The sequence below is a fragment of the Gallibacter sp. Marseille-QA0791 genome (genome assembly GCF_965119705.1).
Lineage (GTDB): Bacteria > Bacillota > Clostridia > Peptostreptococcales > Anaerovoracaceae > Lentihominibacter > Lentihominibacter excrementipullorum.
Window position 1 is genome coordinate 1,488,501 of the sequence record NZ_CBCPMH010000001.1, and the last position, 17,288, is coordinate 1,505,788.

At 50.1% G+C, this 17,288-nt stretch carries 16 protein-coding genes, 1 tRNA gene and 1 riboswitch; of the genes, 1 reads left to right on the top strand and 16 read right to left on the bottom strand.

The genetic code is table 11. The features are described from left to right. Positions 1-186: 186 nt before the first annotated feature. From secA to ACQY69_RS07015, 11 genes are all read right to left on the bottom strand, one after another. Complete coding sequence (secA, locus tag ACQY69_RS06965) at positions 187-2,958, bottom strand: preprotein translocase subunit SecA (protein ID WP_428259720.1); 2,772 nt, start codon at positions 2,956-2,958, stop codon at positions 187-189. A gap of 19 nt (positions 2,959-2,977) precedes the next feature. Further along, positions 2,978-4,228, bottom strand: a complete 1,251-nt coding sequence (locus ACQY69_RS06970; RefSeq protein ID WP_428259722.1) for a hemolysin family protein — start codon at positions 4,226-4,228, stop codon at positions 2,978-2,980. A 468-nt stretch (positions 4,229-4,696) separates the two neighbouring features. After that, the gene (locus ACQY69_RS06975) at positions 4,697-5,626 is read right to left on the bottom strand and encodes an AEC family transporter (protein ID WP_428259723.1); all 930 of its coding nucleotides are present in this window, start codon (positions 5,624-5,626) and stop codon (positions 4,697-4,699) included. After that, the gene (thiD, locus tag ACQY69_RS06980; protein WP_428259725.1) at positions 5,620-6,492 is read right to left on the bottom strand and encodes a bifunctional hydroxymethylpyrimidine kinase/phosphomethylpyrimidine kinase; all 873 of its coding nucleotides are present in this window, start codon (positions 6,490-6,492) and stop codon (positions 5,620-5,622) included. The genes ACQY69_RS06975 and thiD overlap by 7 nt, the downstream gene beginning before the upstream one ends. Then, positions 6,492-7,157 (bottom strand): thiamine phosphate synthase, encoded by a 666-nt coding sequence (gene thiE / locus ACQY69_RS06985; RefSeq protein WP_428259726.1) that lies wholly within the window; start codon positions 7,155-7,157, stop codon positions 6,492-6,494. Before thiE ends, thiD begins: the two co-directional genes overlap by 1 nt. A gap of 79 nt (positions 7,158-7,236) precedes the next feature. After that, positions 7,237-7,848 (bottom strand): thiamine phosphate synthase, encoded by a 612-nt coding sequence (locus ACQY69_RS06990; protein WP_428259728.1) that lies wholly within the window; start codon positions 7,846-7,848, stop codon positions 7,237-7,239. Beyond that, the gene (gene thiH, locus ACQY69_RS06995) at positions 7,841-9,103 is read right to left on the bottom strand and encodes a 2-iminoacetate synthase ThiH (RefSeq protein WP_428259730.1); all 1,263 of its coding nucleotides are present in this window, start codon (positions 9,101-9,103) and stop codon (positions 7,841-7,843) included. The genes ACQY69_RS06990 and thiH overlap by 8 nt, the downstream gene beginning before the upstream one ends. A 20-nt stretch (positions 9,104-9,123) precedes the next feature. After that, positions 9,124-9,900 (bottom strand): thiazole synthase, encoded by a 777-nt coding sequence (locus ACQY69_RS07000; RefSeq protein WP_428259732.1) that lies wholly within the window; start codon positions 9,898-9,900, stop codon positions 9,124-9,126. A 70-nt stretch (positions 9,901-9,970) separates the two neighbouring features. Further along, entirely contained in the window at positions 9,971-10,639 is a 669-nt protein-coding gene (gene thiF / locus ACQY69_RS07005; RefSeq protein ID WP_428259733.1) for a thiamine biosynthesis protein ThiF, read from the bottom strand. Position 10,640: 1 nt separating this feature from the next. After that, the gene (gene thiS / locus ACQY69_RS07010; RefSeq protein WP_428259735.1) at positions 10,641-10,835 is read right to left on the bottom strand and encodes a sulfur carrier protein ThiS; all 195 of its coding nucleotides are present in this window, start codon (positions 10,833-10,835) and stop codon (positions 10,641-10,643) included. Positions 10,836-10,971: 136 nt separating this feature from the next. After that, positions 10,972-11,078, bottom strand: a riboswitch (TPP riboswitch). A 43-nt stretch (positions 11,079-11,121) separates the two neighbouring features. Continuing rightward, positions 11,122-12,054, bottom strand: a complete 933-nt coding sequence (locus ACQY69_RS07015; RefSeq protein ID WP_428259737.1) for a DMT family transporter — start codon at positions 12,052-12,054, stop codon at positions 11,122-11,124. 187 nt (positions 12,055-12,241) lie between these two features. Between ACQY69_RS07015 and ACQY69_RS07020 the strand changes: the two genes are divergently transcribed. Then, positions 12,242-12,329, top strand: a tRNA-Ser gene (locus ACQY69_RS07020). A gap of 21 nt (positions 12,330-12,350) precedes the next feature. On the opposite strand, the gene ACQY69_RS07025 is transcribed toward ACQY69_RS07020, so the two are convergent. The 5 genes from ACQY69_RS07025 to ACQY69_RS07045 form a co-directional block, all read right to left on the bottom strand. Continuing rightward, positions 12,351-12,638, bottom strand: coding sequence for a helix-turn-helix domain-containing protein (locus ACQY69_RS07025; RefSeq protein ID WP_428259738.1), 288 nt, complete (start codon positions 12,636-12,638; stop codon positions 12,351-12,353). A 15-nt stretch (positions 12,639-12,653) separates the two neighbouring features. Continuing rightward, entirely contained in the window at positions 12,654-13,319 is a 666-nt protein-coding gene (locus ACQY69_RS07030) for a GOLPH3/VPS74 family protein (protein WP_428259740.1), read from the bottom strand. A 163-nt stretch (positions 13,320-13,482) separates the two neighbouring features. Further along, the gene (locus ACQY69_RS07035) at positions 13,483-13,743 is read right to left on the bottom strand and encodes a TIGR04076 family protein (protein ID WP_428259742.1); all 261 of its coding nucleotides are present in this window, start codon (positions 13,741-13,743) and stop codon (positions 13,483-13,485) included. Between the two features lie 412 nt (positions 13,744-14,155). Next, complete coding sequence (locus tag ACQY69_RS07040; protein ID WP_428259744.1) at positions 14,156-15,778, bottom strand: amidohydrolase; 1,623 nt, start codon at positions 15,776-15,778, stop codon at positions 14,156-14,158. A 22-nt stretch (positions 15,779-15,800) separates the two neighbouring features. Then, a complete protein-coding gene (locus ACQY69_RS07045) occupies positions 15,801-17,243 on the bottom strand; it encodes an MFS transporter (RefSeq protein WP_428259745.1) in 1,443 nt (480 codons plus the stop codon). Positions 17,244-17,288 lie beyond the last annotated feature (45 nt).

A 17,288-nucleotide genomic window follows, 5' to 3' on the forward strand; every position in this document is an offset into this window, starting at 1 on the left:
GGGAATTTTGTCTTTCCGCTCTTTCATCGCGGGACAAAATGTCCTGACGGGGGACGCTCCGCCACTCTGACTTCGCTGTCGCTCGTCAATCCTGGGGAGTCGTCCTTGCGTCGTTGGTCACCACGGGCTGAAGCCCTGTGACATATGACGGGGGACGCTCCGCCACTCTGACTTCGCTATCGCTCGTCAATCCTGGGGAGTCGTCCTCCCACAGCAGTGTTTGTATTTTTTGCCGCTGCCGCACGGGCAAGGGTCGTTTCTTCCCACTTTCGGCATGTCTCTTCTCACGGTCTGCTGCTTATGCTCTCTCTTCGGTATCACTGCCTCCGCAGGGACATCCTGTCCTCCGCTGGCCATCAAAGCGTCTTCCTCAGAGAATTCATCCTTATGCTCCTCGCCGCTTCCGATAACGTCCCTTCTCTCAGTCGATGTCTTGATCGTTGCATTATAGCAGAACTTGACGAAATCTTCTTTGATAGAATGTATCATCGCTTCGAACATATCGAAACCTTCCTGGGCATAAGCCGCAGCCGGATCCTGACCGCCCAGCCCTCTGACACCGATACCGCTTTTCAGCTGTTCCATAGCATCGATATGATCCATCCACTTGTTGTCCACTATCCTTATGAGAAGCATACGCTCAACTTCCCTGAGCCTGTCTACACCGATCTCCTCTTCCTTGGTCTGATACAGCTCCTCAAAATCTTCATACAATCCGGATTTCAAGCTGGCTTCATCCATATCTGCCAGCGTTTCCTTATCGAAATCAAGGGGCTCAAATCTCGGGGAAATCTTTCGCAGGCCCTTGTTAAGAGTATCAAAATCCCACTCTTCAGCGAACTTTGACTCCATCGTCACCGGATCGACGATCTCGTCTATCAGTTCGTGTGTCATAGAAACCAGATCTTCTCTCAGATTCTCACCGAACAGGACTTTTTTACGTTCTCCATATATTATCTCACGCTGCTTGTTCATTACGTTGTCATACTGGAGTACATATTTTCTTATCGAGAAGTTCTTGCCTTCCACCTTCTTCTGAGCGTTTTCTATCTGCTTCGTTATCATCTTGGCTTCGATAGCTTCGTCTTCCTCCACGCCCAGCCTCTGGACGATGGACTGCATCCTCTCTCCGCCGAAGAGTCTCATCAGATCATCTTCCATGGAAATGCAGAACTGAGTCTGTCCCGGGTCTCCCTGACGTCCGGAACGACCTCGCAACTGGTTATCTATTCTCCGTGATTCATGGCGTTCCGTACCGATTATGCACAGACCGCCCAGTTCTACTACCTTTTCCTGCTCTCCTTTTCTTTCTTCTTTCGCTTTCTCCAGCAGCTCCCTGTATTCCTGGCGGGCATTCAGCAGTTCCTGGTCTTCCGATTGCATAAAACTGGTAGCGAATGTGATCGCCTCGTCATCGTATCCCTTCTGGACCATCAGCTTTCTCGCCTCGAATTCCGGATTGCCGCCCAGTATAATATCAGTACCTCTGCCTGCCATGTTGGTGGCAATGGTAATAGCGCCCAGCCGCCCCGCCTCAGCGATTATCTGCGCTTCCTTCTCATGCTGCTTGGCGTTCAGCACATTAAAGTCTTTGATACCGCGCTTTTTAAGAGCATCAGCTATCAGCTCGGATTTTTCTATGGAAATGGTACCTACCAAAACCGGCTGTCCCTTTTTATGAGCCTCTTCCACCCTGTCTACGATAGACTTGTACTTGCCGTGCTCCGTAGCATAAACAGCATCCTGCAAGTCTTCTCTGATAACCGGTTTGTTGGTCGGTATCACAACTACATCCATATTATAGATGTCTCTGAACTCGCTTTCTTCCGTCTTTGCTGTACCTGTCATTCCTGCCAGTTTCTGATACATCCTGAAATAATTCTGCAGCGTTATGGTCGCCAGTGTCCTGGACTCAGAGCGGACCAGCACGCCTTCCTTCGCTTCGATAGCCTGGTGAAGACCATCGCTGTATCTTCGCCCGAACATGAGACGTCCCGTAAACTCATCTACGATGATTATCTCACCATCTTTTACGATATAATCAACATCTCTCTTCATCATGTTCCTTGCCTTCAGCGCCTGGAGCACGTGATGGTTGATTTCCATATTCTCCGGGTCAGCAAAGTTTTCCACCCCAAAATACTTTTCGCATTTTTCCACACCTTCGTCGGTGAGTGCTATCTGTTTATCCTTTTCCTCAATTGTAAAATCATCATCTTTCCTGAGGGTCCTGACGAAGCCGTCTGCTCTCCTGTACATATCAGTGGACTTGTCGCCTTTTCCCGATATTATCAGCGGCGTCCTGGCCTCATCTATGAGGATCGAATCCACCTCGTCTATAATGGCATAGTTCAACTCGCGCTGCATCATAGCTTCCTTATAGATCACCATATTATCGCGCAGATAATCGAAACCGTACTCATTATTGGTCCCATAAGTGATATCCGCCTGATAAGCGGCTCTCCTGTCAGCTTCGGAAATGCCATGTATCACGCATCCTACCGTGAGCCCCAGGAATGTATAGAGTTTGCCCATCCATTCCATATCACGCTTTGCCAGATAATCGTTGACGGTGACCACGTGGACGCCCTTTCCTTCCAGCGCGTTGAGGTAGGCCGGCAGCGTCGCCACGAGGGTCTTACCTTCACCTGTCTTCATCTCGGATATCCTGCCCTGATGGAGCACGATACCACCTATCACCTGAACGTAGAAATGCTTCATGCCCAGACTTCTCCATGCACCTTCCCGGCATACGGCGAATGCCTCAGGCAATATATCGTCCAGCGACTCTCCGTCCTCCTGGACGCGCTTTTTGAATTCCGCAGTCTTCTCACGCAGCTGATCGTCCGTAAGCGCCTCCATTTCCTTTTCATATGCCATGACTTTATCGGCTATCTTCGAAACTTTCTTTACTTCCTTTTCGTTGAGATCTCCAAAGATCTTCTCTATCAATCCCATTGCGAACTTTTCTCCTTCCTTACGCCTCTTCCACTTTGAGGTTTATTTCCACAGCCTTTCTCCCGTCAGCTTTCGTTACTCTCACTTTCATCCTTCTGCCGTCCGCCACCGTTTCAAAGGTATCATTTTTCTCCGGCATCTTGTCCAGATTCATGACTACCCAACCATTGACCGTGACCACATCAGGTATCTCTTCTATACCGAAATATTCGAAAAGCTTATTGATATTAGTGCCGCACTTCACTCTGTAACTGCCATTTTGCAGCGGCAGGATATCCTTCGAAACTACAGCGTCGTGTTCGTCGAATATCTCTCCCACCAGCTCTTCAACGATGTCCTCCACTGTTATGAGCCCTTCTGTACCTCCATATTCGTCTATCACCACAGCCATATGTATCTTCATCTCCTGCATTTTTTGAAGCAGCTCCGATATTTTCATGGTCGTGCTGACGAATATCACCGGTACTATATAGTCCATGATGCTCCTGGTCGTCCCCATCACATGATTGTGAAAATCCTTCTGGTTTACGACACCTACTATTCTATCCATGTCTTCTTCATAAACCGGCAATCTGCTGTATCCTGTCCTCCTGAAAGTTTCCGCCAGATCGTCATTGGAGCATTCAGAATTGACAGCGCATATAGTTGGTCTCGGCGTCATCACATCTTCCACGACCAGATCATAAAATCCTATCGCTTTCTGTATCAGCTCACTATGCTCTTCTTCTATGCTTCCGGCATTCTCAGCTTTCTCAAGCATAGTCAGTATCTCCTCTTCGGTGACCGCCGTCTCTCCGTCATCGCTGAGCGGCCTCGAGATCCGCCGTTTCATCCTGACGAGAGGAACGCTGACCGGGATCAACACAGTCTCCACAGCTCTGATAGCTGTGACCGACACTTTCGCAAGCCGCTCCGCCCTGGCCTCCCCTACGGCGCCAAATGCAACGCAGCATAATATGGAAATGACTGCGGTCGCCGCGGCGGCAAGCACTGCTCCCAGCGTTCCCCACAGATGCATCGATAAGGCGGTGCTCATAGCCGTAACGGCTATCACCAATACAGTATTCATCGTAAGGATAGATACCCTCAATTTATCCCGTCCCGCTATGACTTTCAGCGCTCTGTCAGCTTTTCTGTCCCCACTGTCCGCCATTGTTTTCAGCTTGCTTCCGTCAGCCGATGAAAATGCCGAGCCGACAGCTGACAAATATGCCATTACCGCGATCAGGGCTACCATTATCAATATATATCCACTGCTGTCACTGTCCATTTAAGTGCGATTCTCCCCTTTCGACAGACACTTATCGCATTATAATTATCAATTAATCAGTATACCTTATTTCTCCACAAAATGGAATATCTTTATATGTTAAATTCATGCTAAGTTCACAGAGGGCTGCCTTCTCTCGCAGATGTCGGATATGCCAAAACATCAGCTTTTTCCCTTTCATTAGGCATAAATACGTGAATGGAGTGACCTTCCCGAAAACTAATATGCCAAAAGATAATATTTGCACCAAGCTTTTTAGCATATTTCTTCTCAACAGAAAAGGAATAATGCCTATGATCCATGTTTCAACAGTATGATTTGGCATATCATCCTCTGTCAGTACCTTCGAAACATGGAAATTATGCCAAAAAGGGCCTCCCGAAAAGCCCTTCTTAGGCATATCGCTCCGAAAGACTACCGTATATCGTCCGAAAACGAGATCCGATGACTGTATCTGTTGGTACGCCTTCACATCTCCATCATTACAGCAAACACAGGTATGGTCACTATGGAAAACAACGTCGAAAGAAGCACTGTTTTGGTGGCGAAGGCAGTCTCCCCTCTGTACTGCTGACTGAATATGACCGATACGGAGCCTGCCGGCATAGCGAAACTCATTATCAACACTTTTTCCAACAGGGAAAAATCTCCCACAGCTACTCTGAGGACGATGAGAGCCAGAACCGGCACTATCAGCAGCTTGGTAAATGATATGACATATATAGAGGCGTCCTTCAAGATTTCCTTCGCTTTGAGGCCGCCCAGCTGATATCCTATGAGAAACATGGTCAGCGGCGTCGTGGCATCCCCAACCATTTCCACGGCTCCCCCTATGACTTCCGGCAGGCGGATATCCAGCAGAAACAGCAGCAGGCCGACGATGACTCCTATGAGCCCGGGGTTGAGGAACAGTTTGGGCTCGAATCTGAGCTTCGCTCCGGCAGACATCTGTATCAGCATCATGCCGATCGTAAATATGACCACATCGTTGACCATCTCCAAAATAGCGGCAAAAAACACGGCTTCCGTCCCGTAAAGTGCTCTGATGACCGGGATACCTATAAATCCGGTGTTGCCGAACAGCAGCATGAACGCTGTTATATATCTCTTGCTATTGTCCAGTCTGAGGAGCTTTGACAGCACCAGTGTCACCACTGCCGTCATAGCGAAGACCACCATGGCTGCAGCCATCATGTACCCGCTGTCTTTCAAGACCGCGGCACTGAAGTCCATCTGCATGGCATCCACCACAAGACAAGGCCATGTGATATTGACTGCCAGAGATGAGATGCCATCGCTCTGTGCAGCGGAAATAATGTCTTTCTTTCTGAATATTATCCCGGGAATGATGAGAAGAAATATCATCACGAGTGATGTGAGTATCTCGGAAATCACCATCGCTTCATGAACCTCCCGCTTCCGGCGATATCAAAGGCATGGTCCAATGGGCCGCTTCCTTTCCCCATGTCCAGCATAGCGGCCAGCGCGCCTGAAATATATGCTTTGGCTTCGGTCACGGCCATCTTCATATCCATTCCTTTAGCCAGGTTTGAAGCGATGGCGCTGGAAAGGGTACAGCCGGTACCGTGGGTATTGGGATTATCTATCCTTCGGCCCCGCAGCCACGTGGCACCACCCTTTTCCCAAAGGACATCATCTGCATCGGAGACGCTGTGACCGCCTTTGCAGAGGACAGCGCAGCCGTATTGCTCCGCAAGCAGCTCCGCCGCCCTTTCCATATCGCCAGGACATTTTATCTCGATTCCCGTCAGCACCTGGGCCTCCGGGATATTAGGCGTTATGATGTCAGCTGCCGGTATCAGCTGCCGCCGCATGACCTGAACAGTCTCATCTTTCATGAGGGGCGATCCGCTGGTAGCCACCATGACAGGATCCAGCACCACGTTTTCCGCCTTATACTTCCTCAGCGTTTCGGCGATGACTGTCGCCAGTTCCGCCGACGATATCATTCCGATCTTCACAGCGTCGGGCCTTATATCGCTGAAAACACTGTCCAGCTGCTCCCGCAGAAATCCGGGAGCCACCTCCATTATATCGGCCACTCCCGTCGTGTTCTGGGCTGTCAGCGCAGTGATGGCGCTCATGCCGTAGACGCCATTGGTTATCATGGTCTTCAGGTCTGCCTGTATCCCCGCGCCGCCGCTGGGATCGCTTCCCGCGATGGCCAGGACGGCTTTTGGGGCCTTCGGCTCGGCGGCAGCCGCCTTTAGCGCGGTCCTTTTCGATGTCGTCGCTTCCATCATCACTTTTCCTCCTGAAACATTTCTTCTTCCCGCAATATCTCTTCAGCTTTTCCCCTGAGAGCTGCGGCAGCCGCTTTTACATCGTCTGCGGCGAACACAGCCGACACTACGGCGAAGCCTGCCATACCACAGCCTTTAAGCTCCGCCATGTTCTCCGGGTTGACGCCGCCTATGGCTACGGCCGGTATGTCGACAGAACCGCATATGGTTCTCAGCTCTTCCTTCGTTATCCTGATAGCACCTTTCTTGGTAGGCGATGGAAATACCGCGCCTACGCCCATGTAGTCGGCTCCGGCATCACATGCTCTTCCGGCCTGTTCTACTGTCTTAGCGGTGACGCCTATTATGAAATCCCTGCCGGCCAGCTTCCTTATCTCTCCGGCGTCCGCATCCTCCTGACCTACATGGACACCGTCGGCCCCGGCCTCCAACGCCACATTGACGTTGTCGTTGACTATGAGTGGTACACCAAAGCTATGGCACAAGTCCCGCAGCTTCACAGCTTCCTCTAAAAGCCGGTCATCGTCCATATACTTTTCCCTGAGCTGCACGCAGGTGACGCCGCCGGAAAGAGCAGCTTTCACCTGATCATACAACGATTCTCTGACTGCGTGGACCCGGTTAGTCACCGCGTACAGCGTCAGATATTCCTTTCTGAAAATCATCCTTTTCACCTCGTCAAAGCGAACCTCTCATCCGCCTGCTTCTTCTCCGCTTTCTCCGTTTCCCGGCGCCCTGCCATCGTTACACGGGCCGGATCATAGCCGCCATATATGCTCCCGGGGCGTCGCACGTCATCAGCCTGCTCATGACACATGCTCCAGCTGCGCCCGTCTCTCTCACCTGACTGATATTGCCGGGGCCGATCCCTCCGATCCCATAGACAGGTATGGTCACGGCATCGCACACTTCCTTCAAAAATCGCAGTCCTCTCGGCTCCATCCCCTTCTTGCAGTCGGTAGCGAACACGTGACCCGCCGTCACATAGCTGCACCCCAGCCGCTGGGCTTCTGCTGCTTCCTCCGGGGAATGACAGGAGGCTCCGATAATACGAAAAACAGACTTTTCCTCATTGCTCATGCTCCTCAGCAGCCGCATAGGCATATGTATAGCTTCCGCCGAAAGGCGGGCCGCTGTCGCCGCGAAGCTGTGGAGCACGCATAAGACGTCTGTCCTGCGGCATATCTCCATGACTCGGGCAGCCAGCTTTTCATACTCCAGCTCGGACAGATCCTTCTCCCGGAGGATGATGGCCGCCGGTCGGCCCTCGGCTATCCTTTCCACCTGTTCCAGGAAGTCGCCGCGGCACAGCTTCCGATCGGTCACGCAGATTATATCGGATTTCTTATCAAACATAGAGATAGTCGTTCAGCACAGGCTGCAGCCCCTCGCTCTCGATGTCCTTGTACATCTTCTCGAAGCTGCGGTCGTCATTTATCTCGAACTGCTCGTCACCTTCCTGGCTGCCGCTCTCCTTTCCTGTATATTTGCTCTCGTGGTCACCTATACCCGTGGAAACTCCCGCCGATACCTTGGTCGCAGCGATTTTCACGATACCGTTTCGGAAGCTTTCGCTTTCCCTCGAAGATACCGTTATCCCGGCAAATGGCAGGAATATCCTGTATGCGCAGATGATCTGGCAAAGCTGCTTTTCGTGAACGTCAAGCGGATTTATCTTATCATTGTTGACGATGGGTCTCAGCCTCGGACATGACAATGACATCTCGGCATGAGGGTATTTTCTCTGTAGATAATAGACGTGCAGAGCTGTAGCCAGGGCGTCCTTCCTGAAATCGGAAAGTCCCAGCAGCGCGGAAAACGCCACCCCTCTCATACCGCCCATCAACGCCCTCTCCTGGGCTTCGAACCTGTAAGGCCATACCCGTTTGTGACCCATCAGGTGGAGTGTCTCGTACTTGTCGGGATCGTATGTCTCCTGAAAAACCGTCACGTAGTCAGCTCCGCATTCATGGAGATATCTGTATTCTTCGGTGTTGACCGGATAGATCTCAAGCCCTACCATCCTGAAGTATTTCCTGGCCATCTTGCAGGCTTCGCCGATGTATTCCACGTCGCTCATGCTGCGGCTCTCGCCGGTGAGTATGAGTATTTCCTCCATCCCCGAGTCGGCGATTATCTTCATCTCGTGCTCTATCTGCTGAGGAGTCAGCCGCATCCTGTTTATATCGTTATAGCAGTTGAATCCACAGTAGACGCAGTAATTCTCACAGTAGTTGGCTATGTAAAGCGGTGTGAACAGATACACGTTGTTGCCGAAATGCTTGCGTGTCTCTATCCTGGCTCTCTGAGCCATCTCCTCGACGAAGGGCTCCGCCGCCGGTGAAAGCAGAGCTTTCAGATCCTCTATGTTACAATTTTCATGGGACAGCGCTGCCTGGACATCCTTCGCCGTATACCGTGAATAATCGTAGCTGTTCATCTGCTCCATTACCTTGTCCCGTATATCGGAGTCTATCCGTTCCATTCCCGGCATGTATTCCATATGATTTTTCCTGGAAGACGGATCCTCTTCCAGTCTGTGTTTTTTTGCCAGAGCCGCTTCCGACAGCCTCTCAGAATCTATGAAAAAATCGTTTTCTTTCTTTGCCATACTATCCCTTCCTTTCCCTGTCAGTCTCTGAGGAATCCCGTAAGGGGATCGGACGCCGCCGCGCCTCTCACCAGTACACGGCCCAGCCCCGAAAGGTATGCCTTCCTTCCGGCTTCGATAGCACATTTGAATGCGGATGCCATCAACGGCAGATCTCCCGCGGTGGCCAGGGCCGTATTGGCCATGATGGCTGCCGCTCCCATTTCCATCGCTTCACATGCCTGAGATGGTCTGCCTATACCCGCGTCGACGATTATCGGCAGATCTATCTCATTTATCAATATCTGGATGAATTCCTTCGTCGCCAGCCCCTTGTTGGACCCTATAGGCGAAGCCAATGGCATCACCGCTGCGGCTCCGGCGTTGACCAGATCCCGCGCCACATTGAGATCAGGATACATGTACGGCATCACGACGAAGCCTTCCTTTGCCAATATCTCCGTAGCTCTTATGGTTTCGCTGTTGTCAGGCAGCAGATATTTGGAATCCCTCATTATCTCTATCTTGATGAAATCGCCACATCCCAGCTCCCTGGCCAGTCTGGCTATCCTTACGGCTTCATCGGCGTCTCTGGCTCCCGATGTGTTAGGCAGCAGCGTGATATTTTCCGGTATATAATCCAGTATGTTCTCCTCATCCTTTGTGTTGGCCCGACGTACTGCCAGCGTTATTATCTCGGCTCCTGCGTCCTTTACGGCCGCTTCGATGAGATTCAGGGAATACTTCCCCGAACCCAGTATGAATCTGGAGTTGAATTCATGCCCTCCGATAATCAATTTATCATTCGTACCCATCATATTTCCTTCTTTCTTTTACTTTTCTTTTTCCTGCTTATATATGCTTGCCCTTCGGCCAGCCGGCCTGACTTTACGCTTCTAAGCGTCCCATGATTATCCTCAGTATCATGTTGGCCTGGTGAGCCGCACATGCCATCACTCTGGACGCAAACAAGCCTCCGCCGTCCGCTATATCGCTTTTACCATCACCGCACAGATAGAATCTGCCCGCAACCTTTCTGGTCTTTATAGTATTGGCTGACTCCAGACCGGCCATTCCGGAGGCAGCTACCACATACTTTTCCGGCATGTTTTCCAACAGGAAATTCACCAGCATCGCCTTATCCTCCGCCGAATCGAAGGCCTCGCATATGATGTCCTCCCCGGCCAGCAGACGCGCCGCATTTTCCTCGGTTATCCGCGTATTGTCCGTTTCGATGCTGATATATGGCGATATTCTCAGGAGGTTTTCCTTCAAAGCATCGGTCTTGGAGCGACCTGTCTGACATGCATCGTACTGCTGTCTGTTAAGGTTAGTGATGTCCACTTCATCAAAATCTATCAGGTGAAGTCGTCCCACTCCGGCTCGTGCCAAAGCGACAGCCACGTTTGAGCCCAGCCCTCCCAATCCGCAGACGGCTACCGACGCGTTTTCCACTGCTCTCTGTATCTCTTCTCCGTGGCGCTCTGCCAAAGCAGCTCTCATCTCCTCCCGGGAAGGTATCCTGTCAAATCTCTCCGGCTCTCTTTTCCCGCTCAAATCAGCCACCTCCCACAAAGCTGACGATCTCCACCACATCATCATCTTCCAGCACGATACCATCATACTGAGCCTTCGGAACGATCTGTCCGTTTCTCTCCACCGCAACTCTTTTCACATCGTAACCATCTGCTGCCAGGCATTCCGAGACCGTCTTTCCCGTCACATCCCGCAATTCTCCATTGATCTTTACCAATGTCCTCTCCTTTCCGCACAACATCTGCCTCCAGCCCCTCTGCCGTCCTTCTTTCTCAAATCCGCCGCGTCCTGCGCCAACAAAACAGGAGCCTACCAATAGGCAGCCTCCCAAAATACTCACATTCCACAATATATACGGTATTTCCGGACTTCCCTACGTTGGCATTATCCAAATCAGGTATTGGGTCGAAGGTCTCACCTTCCTCTCAGCCTGTCGCACAAGCTCCCCGCCGTCAGATTTATTGAAATAATTATAACTCCCGCCATTGGGAAAAGCAAGGCTTTTATGACGGTCCAGGCCCTTCCGGCACATCTGTTTCTCTCTTTTCCTCCTTCCCCGGGACACAGAGCAGCCACAGCGCCAGAATAGTCACTGCCAGTCCACAGAGAGATAATACTGTAGGCTTTTCCGAGAAGAAAATCAATCCGAATACCATGGCCGACGACGGCTCGCCTCCGGCAGCCAGTATCGATACCTTTCCCGCATCCACATAGGACAGTGACAGCGTGTAAAGGATATATGGCAGTATCGAAGTGAAGAGAGCGTTGATAAGGATGAATATCGTGTTCCCAACAGGCGCTTCGACGACGAATCTCACCATTATCCCCCAGTCCGCAAAAGGTATGAGAACAACGGCTCCCGTCAGCATACTGTAAAATGTGATGGTGAACACATTGTATCCGCGTTTCATCGCCACTTTGGAAAAAATGCTGTATAACGCGTAAAAAAATGCCGCGGCTATCCCTGCCAGAACACCCATAGTCGATACTGTTATCCCTGTTCCCGTCTCCAGTACACCGCTCACCAATACACATCCGAATACCGCCATTACGGTACAGCCTATTTTCTTCGCCGTTATCTTCTCCTTGAGGACAAAGGTCGCCAGCACCATCACGAATACAGGAGACATGCTCAAAAGCACGGCCGCCAACGACAGCGTCAAGCCTGCCATGGCCTGATTATAGCAAAGGTTCAGTCCCAGTATACCGAACACACCGCAGACGATGAACACCCATATGTCCCTCGCCTTTATCTTCAGCATGGATTTATCGATAATGAGTATCCCGAAAAACAGGAGCAGTACCGCAACGACTATTCGTATAAATATCATCGTACAGTTATCAAATCCAAAAGCATCCAGCGTCCGCACGAATATGCCCGCCGAACCCCACAGCACCCCTGAAAGCACCGGTAAAAGCAACATCAGCTTTTTCATGGTCCACCTCTTCTGTGTAAATTTATGTCGCAAAATATAACATAACATAAACCTTTTGGCTTATCAATGACAATGTGTATATGTGAGAAACAGAGAAAGGGGATAAAAAATAGATTTTTCCATTGCATAATATACTTTTTTTTGATATATTATATAGGTATCTTGCGGTCAGCGCAGTACGATACCCGGAGGATTGACCGAGTGGCTAAGGAGCTCGCCTGGAAAGCGAGTAAGGTGTAACAGCCCCGCGGGTTCGAGTCCCGTGTCCTCCGCCATACGAACAAAAACGCCCATCATCAGATGGGCGTTTTTTCATAACCGTCCTGCAGTTTTTTCAGCAGCTCCTTTACCTCCGGTATCGTCTTTCCCTGGTCGCGGAGGGCCTTTATATGATTTATCCGTTTTACGCTCTCCTCACGCCTGTACCTTCTGGTAAGGTTGGCCTCGCTCTGCTCAAACGGCAGCATTCCTTCCTCCGTGTAGTATTTGAGGGTGCTGTACCTGACATCGGTGAGGCGCACCAGCTCGCCGATAGTCACGTATTCCGAGCTCAGTATCTTCTCCATGGTCCTTTGCCTAGACATGATACGCGTCCTCCCTTAAGCTCCGGTAGTCGTGGTCACCACTGCGAGCATCGACGCCATGAGCCCGTCTATATAATCAGCCATCTCTTTGACCGACTTTCCGGCTTCACTCTTCTTTATATCTGTCAACCTGGCTCTCAGCTCTTTATGCTCATATTTCGAAAAATAATCCTTCAGCTTCCCTGCCCTGTCCAGCAGCGCTGCCAATGCCACAGCCTCGTCGGACATCTCTCCGTCCTCCAGTATCTCAGCCCTTATCTTCTCCACTACGCCATTGACCGATGCCTGAGACGGAGCGCGTCCTTCCTTGCTTTTAAAGATACCGGTCTTCACAGACTCCATGACTCCTGCTCCCTCCAGGGAGGTTACGACGGATCCGATCAGCTCCTTCAGCTTTTTATCGGAAAAGGAAGCGATATAGCTTTCGACTACTTTGCTCAATTTGATCGCTTTTCCCTGATCTATGGTATCGTACAGTGGCCTGAGAAAGGCTATATTGTCAGGCAACTTTCCCGTCACTTCAACGGTCTTGCCGTCTATCCCGACACAATTTTCCAGACTCATATCCAGCACACCGGCCGCGATCAGACACGTGGCGGCCTTATGATCATAGACCGAAATTGTGCCCTTATCATTGGCTACACAGATATAATATTCCTGAGTTATCGTCAAATTTTCCATTACCACACCTCCGCAGAAATCACTATGCTCATCAGTCATCGCTGAGCCGGCCATCAGTTACTACTTACTACTTACTACTTATTACTTATTACTTATTACTTATTACTTACGATATAAGAATGCACCACTACACTGCGGATGTCAACAGAAAACTGTGGATTTTTTACTTTTCCACCTTCAGCTCAAAGATATTGATGACGTCGGCGTCGGGACAGCAGAACCTGAATTCATCAGTCGTCCCCTCAGGCAGTTGGCCACCGTATCTCAGGATATCTATGTACGGGAAGGCCACGTGCATCGCCATTGGGCAAAGTTGCCCCCGTTCCGTATCGAAATCATAGCTGTCTCCTATCTGATGACCTCTGTGACATGGATGATCGCCCTTCCTGTCCACCAATGTTATGGAAATTTTCAGCTTGCTCATGATGTTTTCTCCTTTCGAGCGCCCATTCTGTGGCGCATATGCTGCCGCATACCTCATATGTTCCTGTCTGGCCGCTGGCGCGGTTGTTTTTTATACTTCAGACATCCTATTTATCATTTTTCCGTATAAACCTCTCCAGCGAATTTATACGGTTTTTCATCTTATACATTATAATGTATAAAACCCTTTAAAAAATGTGTTGCCTGCGCAACAGATACGGGAATTTTCATGAAATCGTCCGGATATGTTTATACGGGATTTTATCAAATTCAACCGAAAAGCGTAACGCTTTGATCCAATAAACGGAAACTGCAGACGATGATGCCGGGTCTGCCGACAGGTTGCCAGATACGTCCATCTAAAAGAGGAGCCGCAGCATAACGCCGCAGGCTCCCCTTCTATAAAAAACTCTTTACCCTTCGTATATTACCTTGCCTTCAGAAATTGTCTGAACGATCTTCACCTTATATATGTCGGCTGCAGGTACCTGGAATATGTTCTCCTCCAGAATAACGAGATCGGCACACTTACCCACTTCGATGCTTCCGGTGATATCCTCCATCCTCAAAGCATAGGCATTGCCTTTAGTGAATACCTCCACCATCTGAGCCGTAGTGAGCCTCTCCTCAGGTGCCAGCACCAGATCCATATCGTCAGGATCTTCGCCTATACCGACCCTCGTCACACCTGTCTGAATACCCCGGAGCGGCGCCGGTTCAGGAGTGACATTGTAATCGCTGGCTCCTCCTAATATTATTCCGGCATCCAGCATGCTTTTCATCGGATATTCGCGATAGGCTCTGTCGCCCAGATACGGCAGTTCGATATCGTCGAAGAAACCTCTGTACTTGAAATGCCAGTACGGATTAGTAACAGCCGCCACTTTATGCTCGACCAATCTCGGATAATCTTCCGGATCCACCACCTGAAGATGCGTGATGACAGGCCTTCTGTCTCTGTCCGGATCAGCAGCCTTCATCGCGTCCAGCGCGTCCAGCGTCATAGCCGTCGCGGCGTCTCCGATAGAATGGACGTGGATATCGAAATCCAGCGCATCGACTTTCTTGCAGAATTCTGTCATTGCTCCAGGCTCCCATATAGGATCACCGGTGTAATCCTCGCCCTCATATGGCTCTTTCAGATATGCGGTCTTCCCTTCAACTACGCCGTCGGCGAACATCTTCACCTGCTCTATCTTGAACATATGGGAATCCACTTCTTCCCTGATCCTTGCGAAATCATCTATATGCTTGTACGGTTCAGCCTCTGAGCTCTTGAAAGCGCCTCTCATTTTGCAGATCAGCTTTCCTTCATCATTGAGCTCCTTTATAGCGTCTATAGCCTCCTCTTCAGGATCCAGCAGCGGATCCATTATCGTAGTGACGCCGTATTTGGCGAATTCCTTCTGTACCCAGCTAAATGCCTCTTTATAATGTTCCTTACCAAATACAGGCTTCACCGAGTCAACAAGAGCGATGGCCGCGAACTCTCTCAAAGTACCTCTTGGCGTGCCGTCAGCTTCTCTTTCTATTATATTGCCCGGCGGCACCTGAGTCTCCTTAGTGATGCCGCACATTTCCAGGGTATATGTATTCACCCAGACCGAGTGCTTGTCATGAGACCACATGAGCATTGGTTTGTCACTGCATATCTCATCGAGGATCTTTCTCGATGGGCCTTCCTTACCAAAAAACGGGTTTTCCCAGCCGACTCCCTCATATACCGGCAAGTCCGGTCGCTCCTGGACAAATTCCTTTATCTTCCTGACATAGTAATCAGCATTATCGGCGCCGAACAAAGCCACTTTAAAGAGCGCGTCTATAGCTCCCCATGTAGCATGAGCATGAGCCTCTATGAAGCCTGGCAGCATCATCTTACCGTCCAGATCCACAGTCTCCTTTGCTTCTATATCTTTCGCCTCGGCATTGCTGCCGACGAAAGTTATCTTTCCATCCTTGACAGCCACAGCTTCTGCCATGGTCTTGTCATCGTCAACGGTGAATATGACGCCGTTTGTATAAAGAATGTCGTTCATCTTGCATTACCTCCGAAAACAGCTATCTGTATTTCCTGTTGAGTACCTGGGCAAAACCTTCGTTATTGTATTCTCTTCCCGCACGCTTGTTTTCCAGCTGCGTATAGAGTTTGTCGTAAACATTTTTCTTGAGAGGATACAGTACGATGACCAGCGCGCTGAGAACGAAGAACAGTCCGGCTGCTCCGCACGTCATAGTCTGAATGGCATTCAGCACGTTTTCCGGATTGTTGGCTCCGAGAGTCTCGTCGTAGCCTGTGCTGGCCAGCACGTTACCTATAACGGATGCCGCGATAGCGTATCCGCCCTTCTGGCAGAAGAGGTAGATAGACATCATCGTTCCTTCTCTTCTCTTGCCGCTCTGGAACTCGTCTACCTCGATGGAGTCATACATCAGCGGTATATTGATGGACCAGTAAGCCGATGATCCTATTACGTAGAATACGCAGAACAGCGCCGCTATCCCGATGGAATTGATATTCATGAAGTTGAAGATTATCATGATGATCCCCGAGAACAGCACGAGAACGATATATACTTTTGCTTTATCGAACTTCTCAATCACCTTCATCAGGATGGCTATAACGATTATGCCTCCGAAGGAGATTATGGATGTGCATGCCGTCATCTGCATCTCCGAAAGAGCAACTACATACAGCATGAAGTACGTCATGGTTGTCAGGAACAGGCAGTATCCTATCCTGAACAGCAGCGACGAAAGAGTCGCTAACAGATATGGCTTTATGGAAAGTACAGCCTTGGCATCCTTGAAGAAGCTTGTCTTGTTTTCCTCGGTCTCCTCTTCAAAATCTATCTCCACACCCTTTGTTGAAAAGAAGACTACTATGAGAGTTCCCACGCACAGGCAGCCTTCCAGCCATGCTGTATAGTGCCATGCCTGACCTTCGCTGAAGCCGGCATCCATGAAAAACGAAACGAACATCGGCGGAGCTACTGTCGAGAAAAATACGCCCACATACTGAACGATCTGAGCAAGCATCCTCAGCTTCGTCCTCTCATCATTGTCTCCCGTCATGGACGCGCCCATGGCATAGTACGGGATACTGAAGCAGCTGTAGGATGTCCAGAACAGCAGCGTCATGACGAGGAAGTAGATATTGGCCGTCGATGTTGAGAAATCAAAGCTGGTGAACAGCAGCAGATATGTAGCGAACAATGGTATTATCGCGATGAGCAGCCATGTCCTCTTCTTTCCGAACCTGGTCCTTGTCTTGTCGGACAGGTTCCCTACGATAGGGTCGGAAATCATATTCCATACCACGCCCAGCGTCAGTATGGTCCCCGCCCATGCAGGACTTACGCCTGTGTAATTCGTCAAAAAGAACAACAGGAATGCCGCCACGAAATCGTATGCCAGTGTATCGGTGGCTCCTCCGATGGAGTAGCCTACTTTCTTGGCAAATGATACTTTCGGCAGTTGTTGGTTCAAATTATTGCCTTCCATGATCAAAACACCTCCTAAAATAAAAAGATAATGACTTTCTGCAGT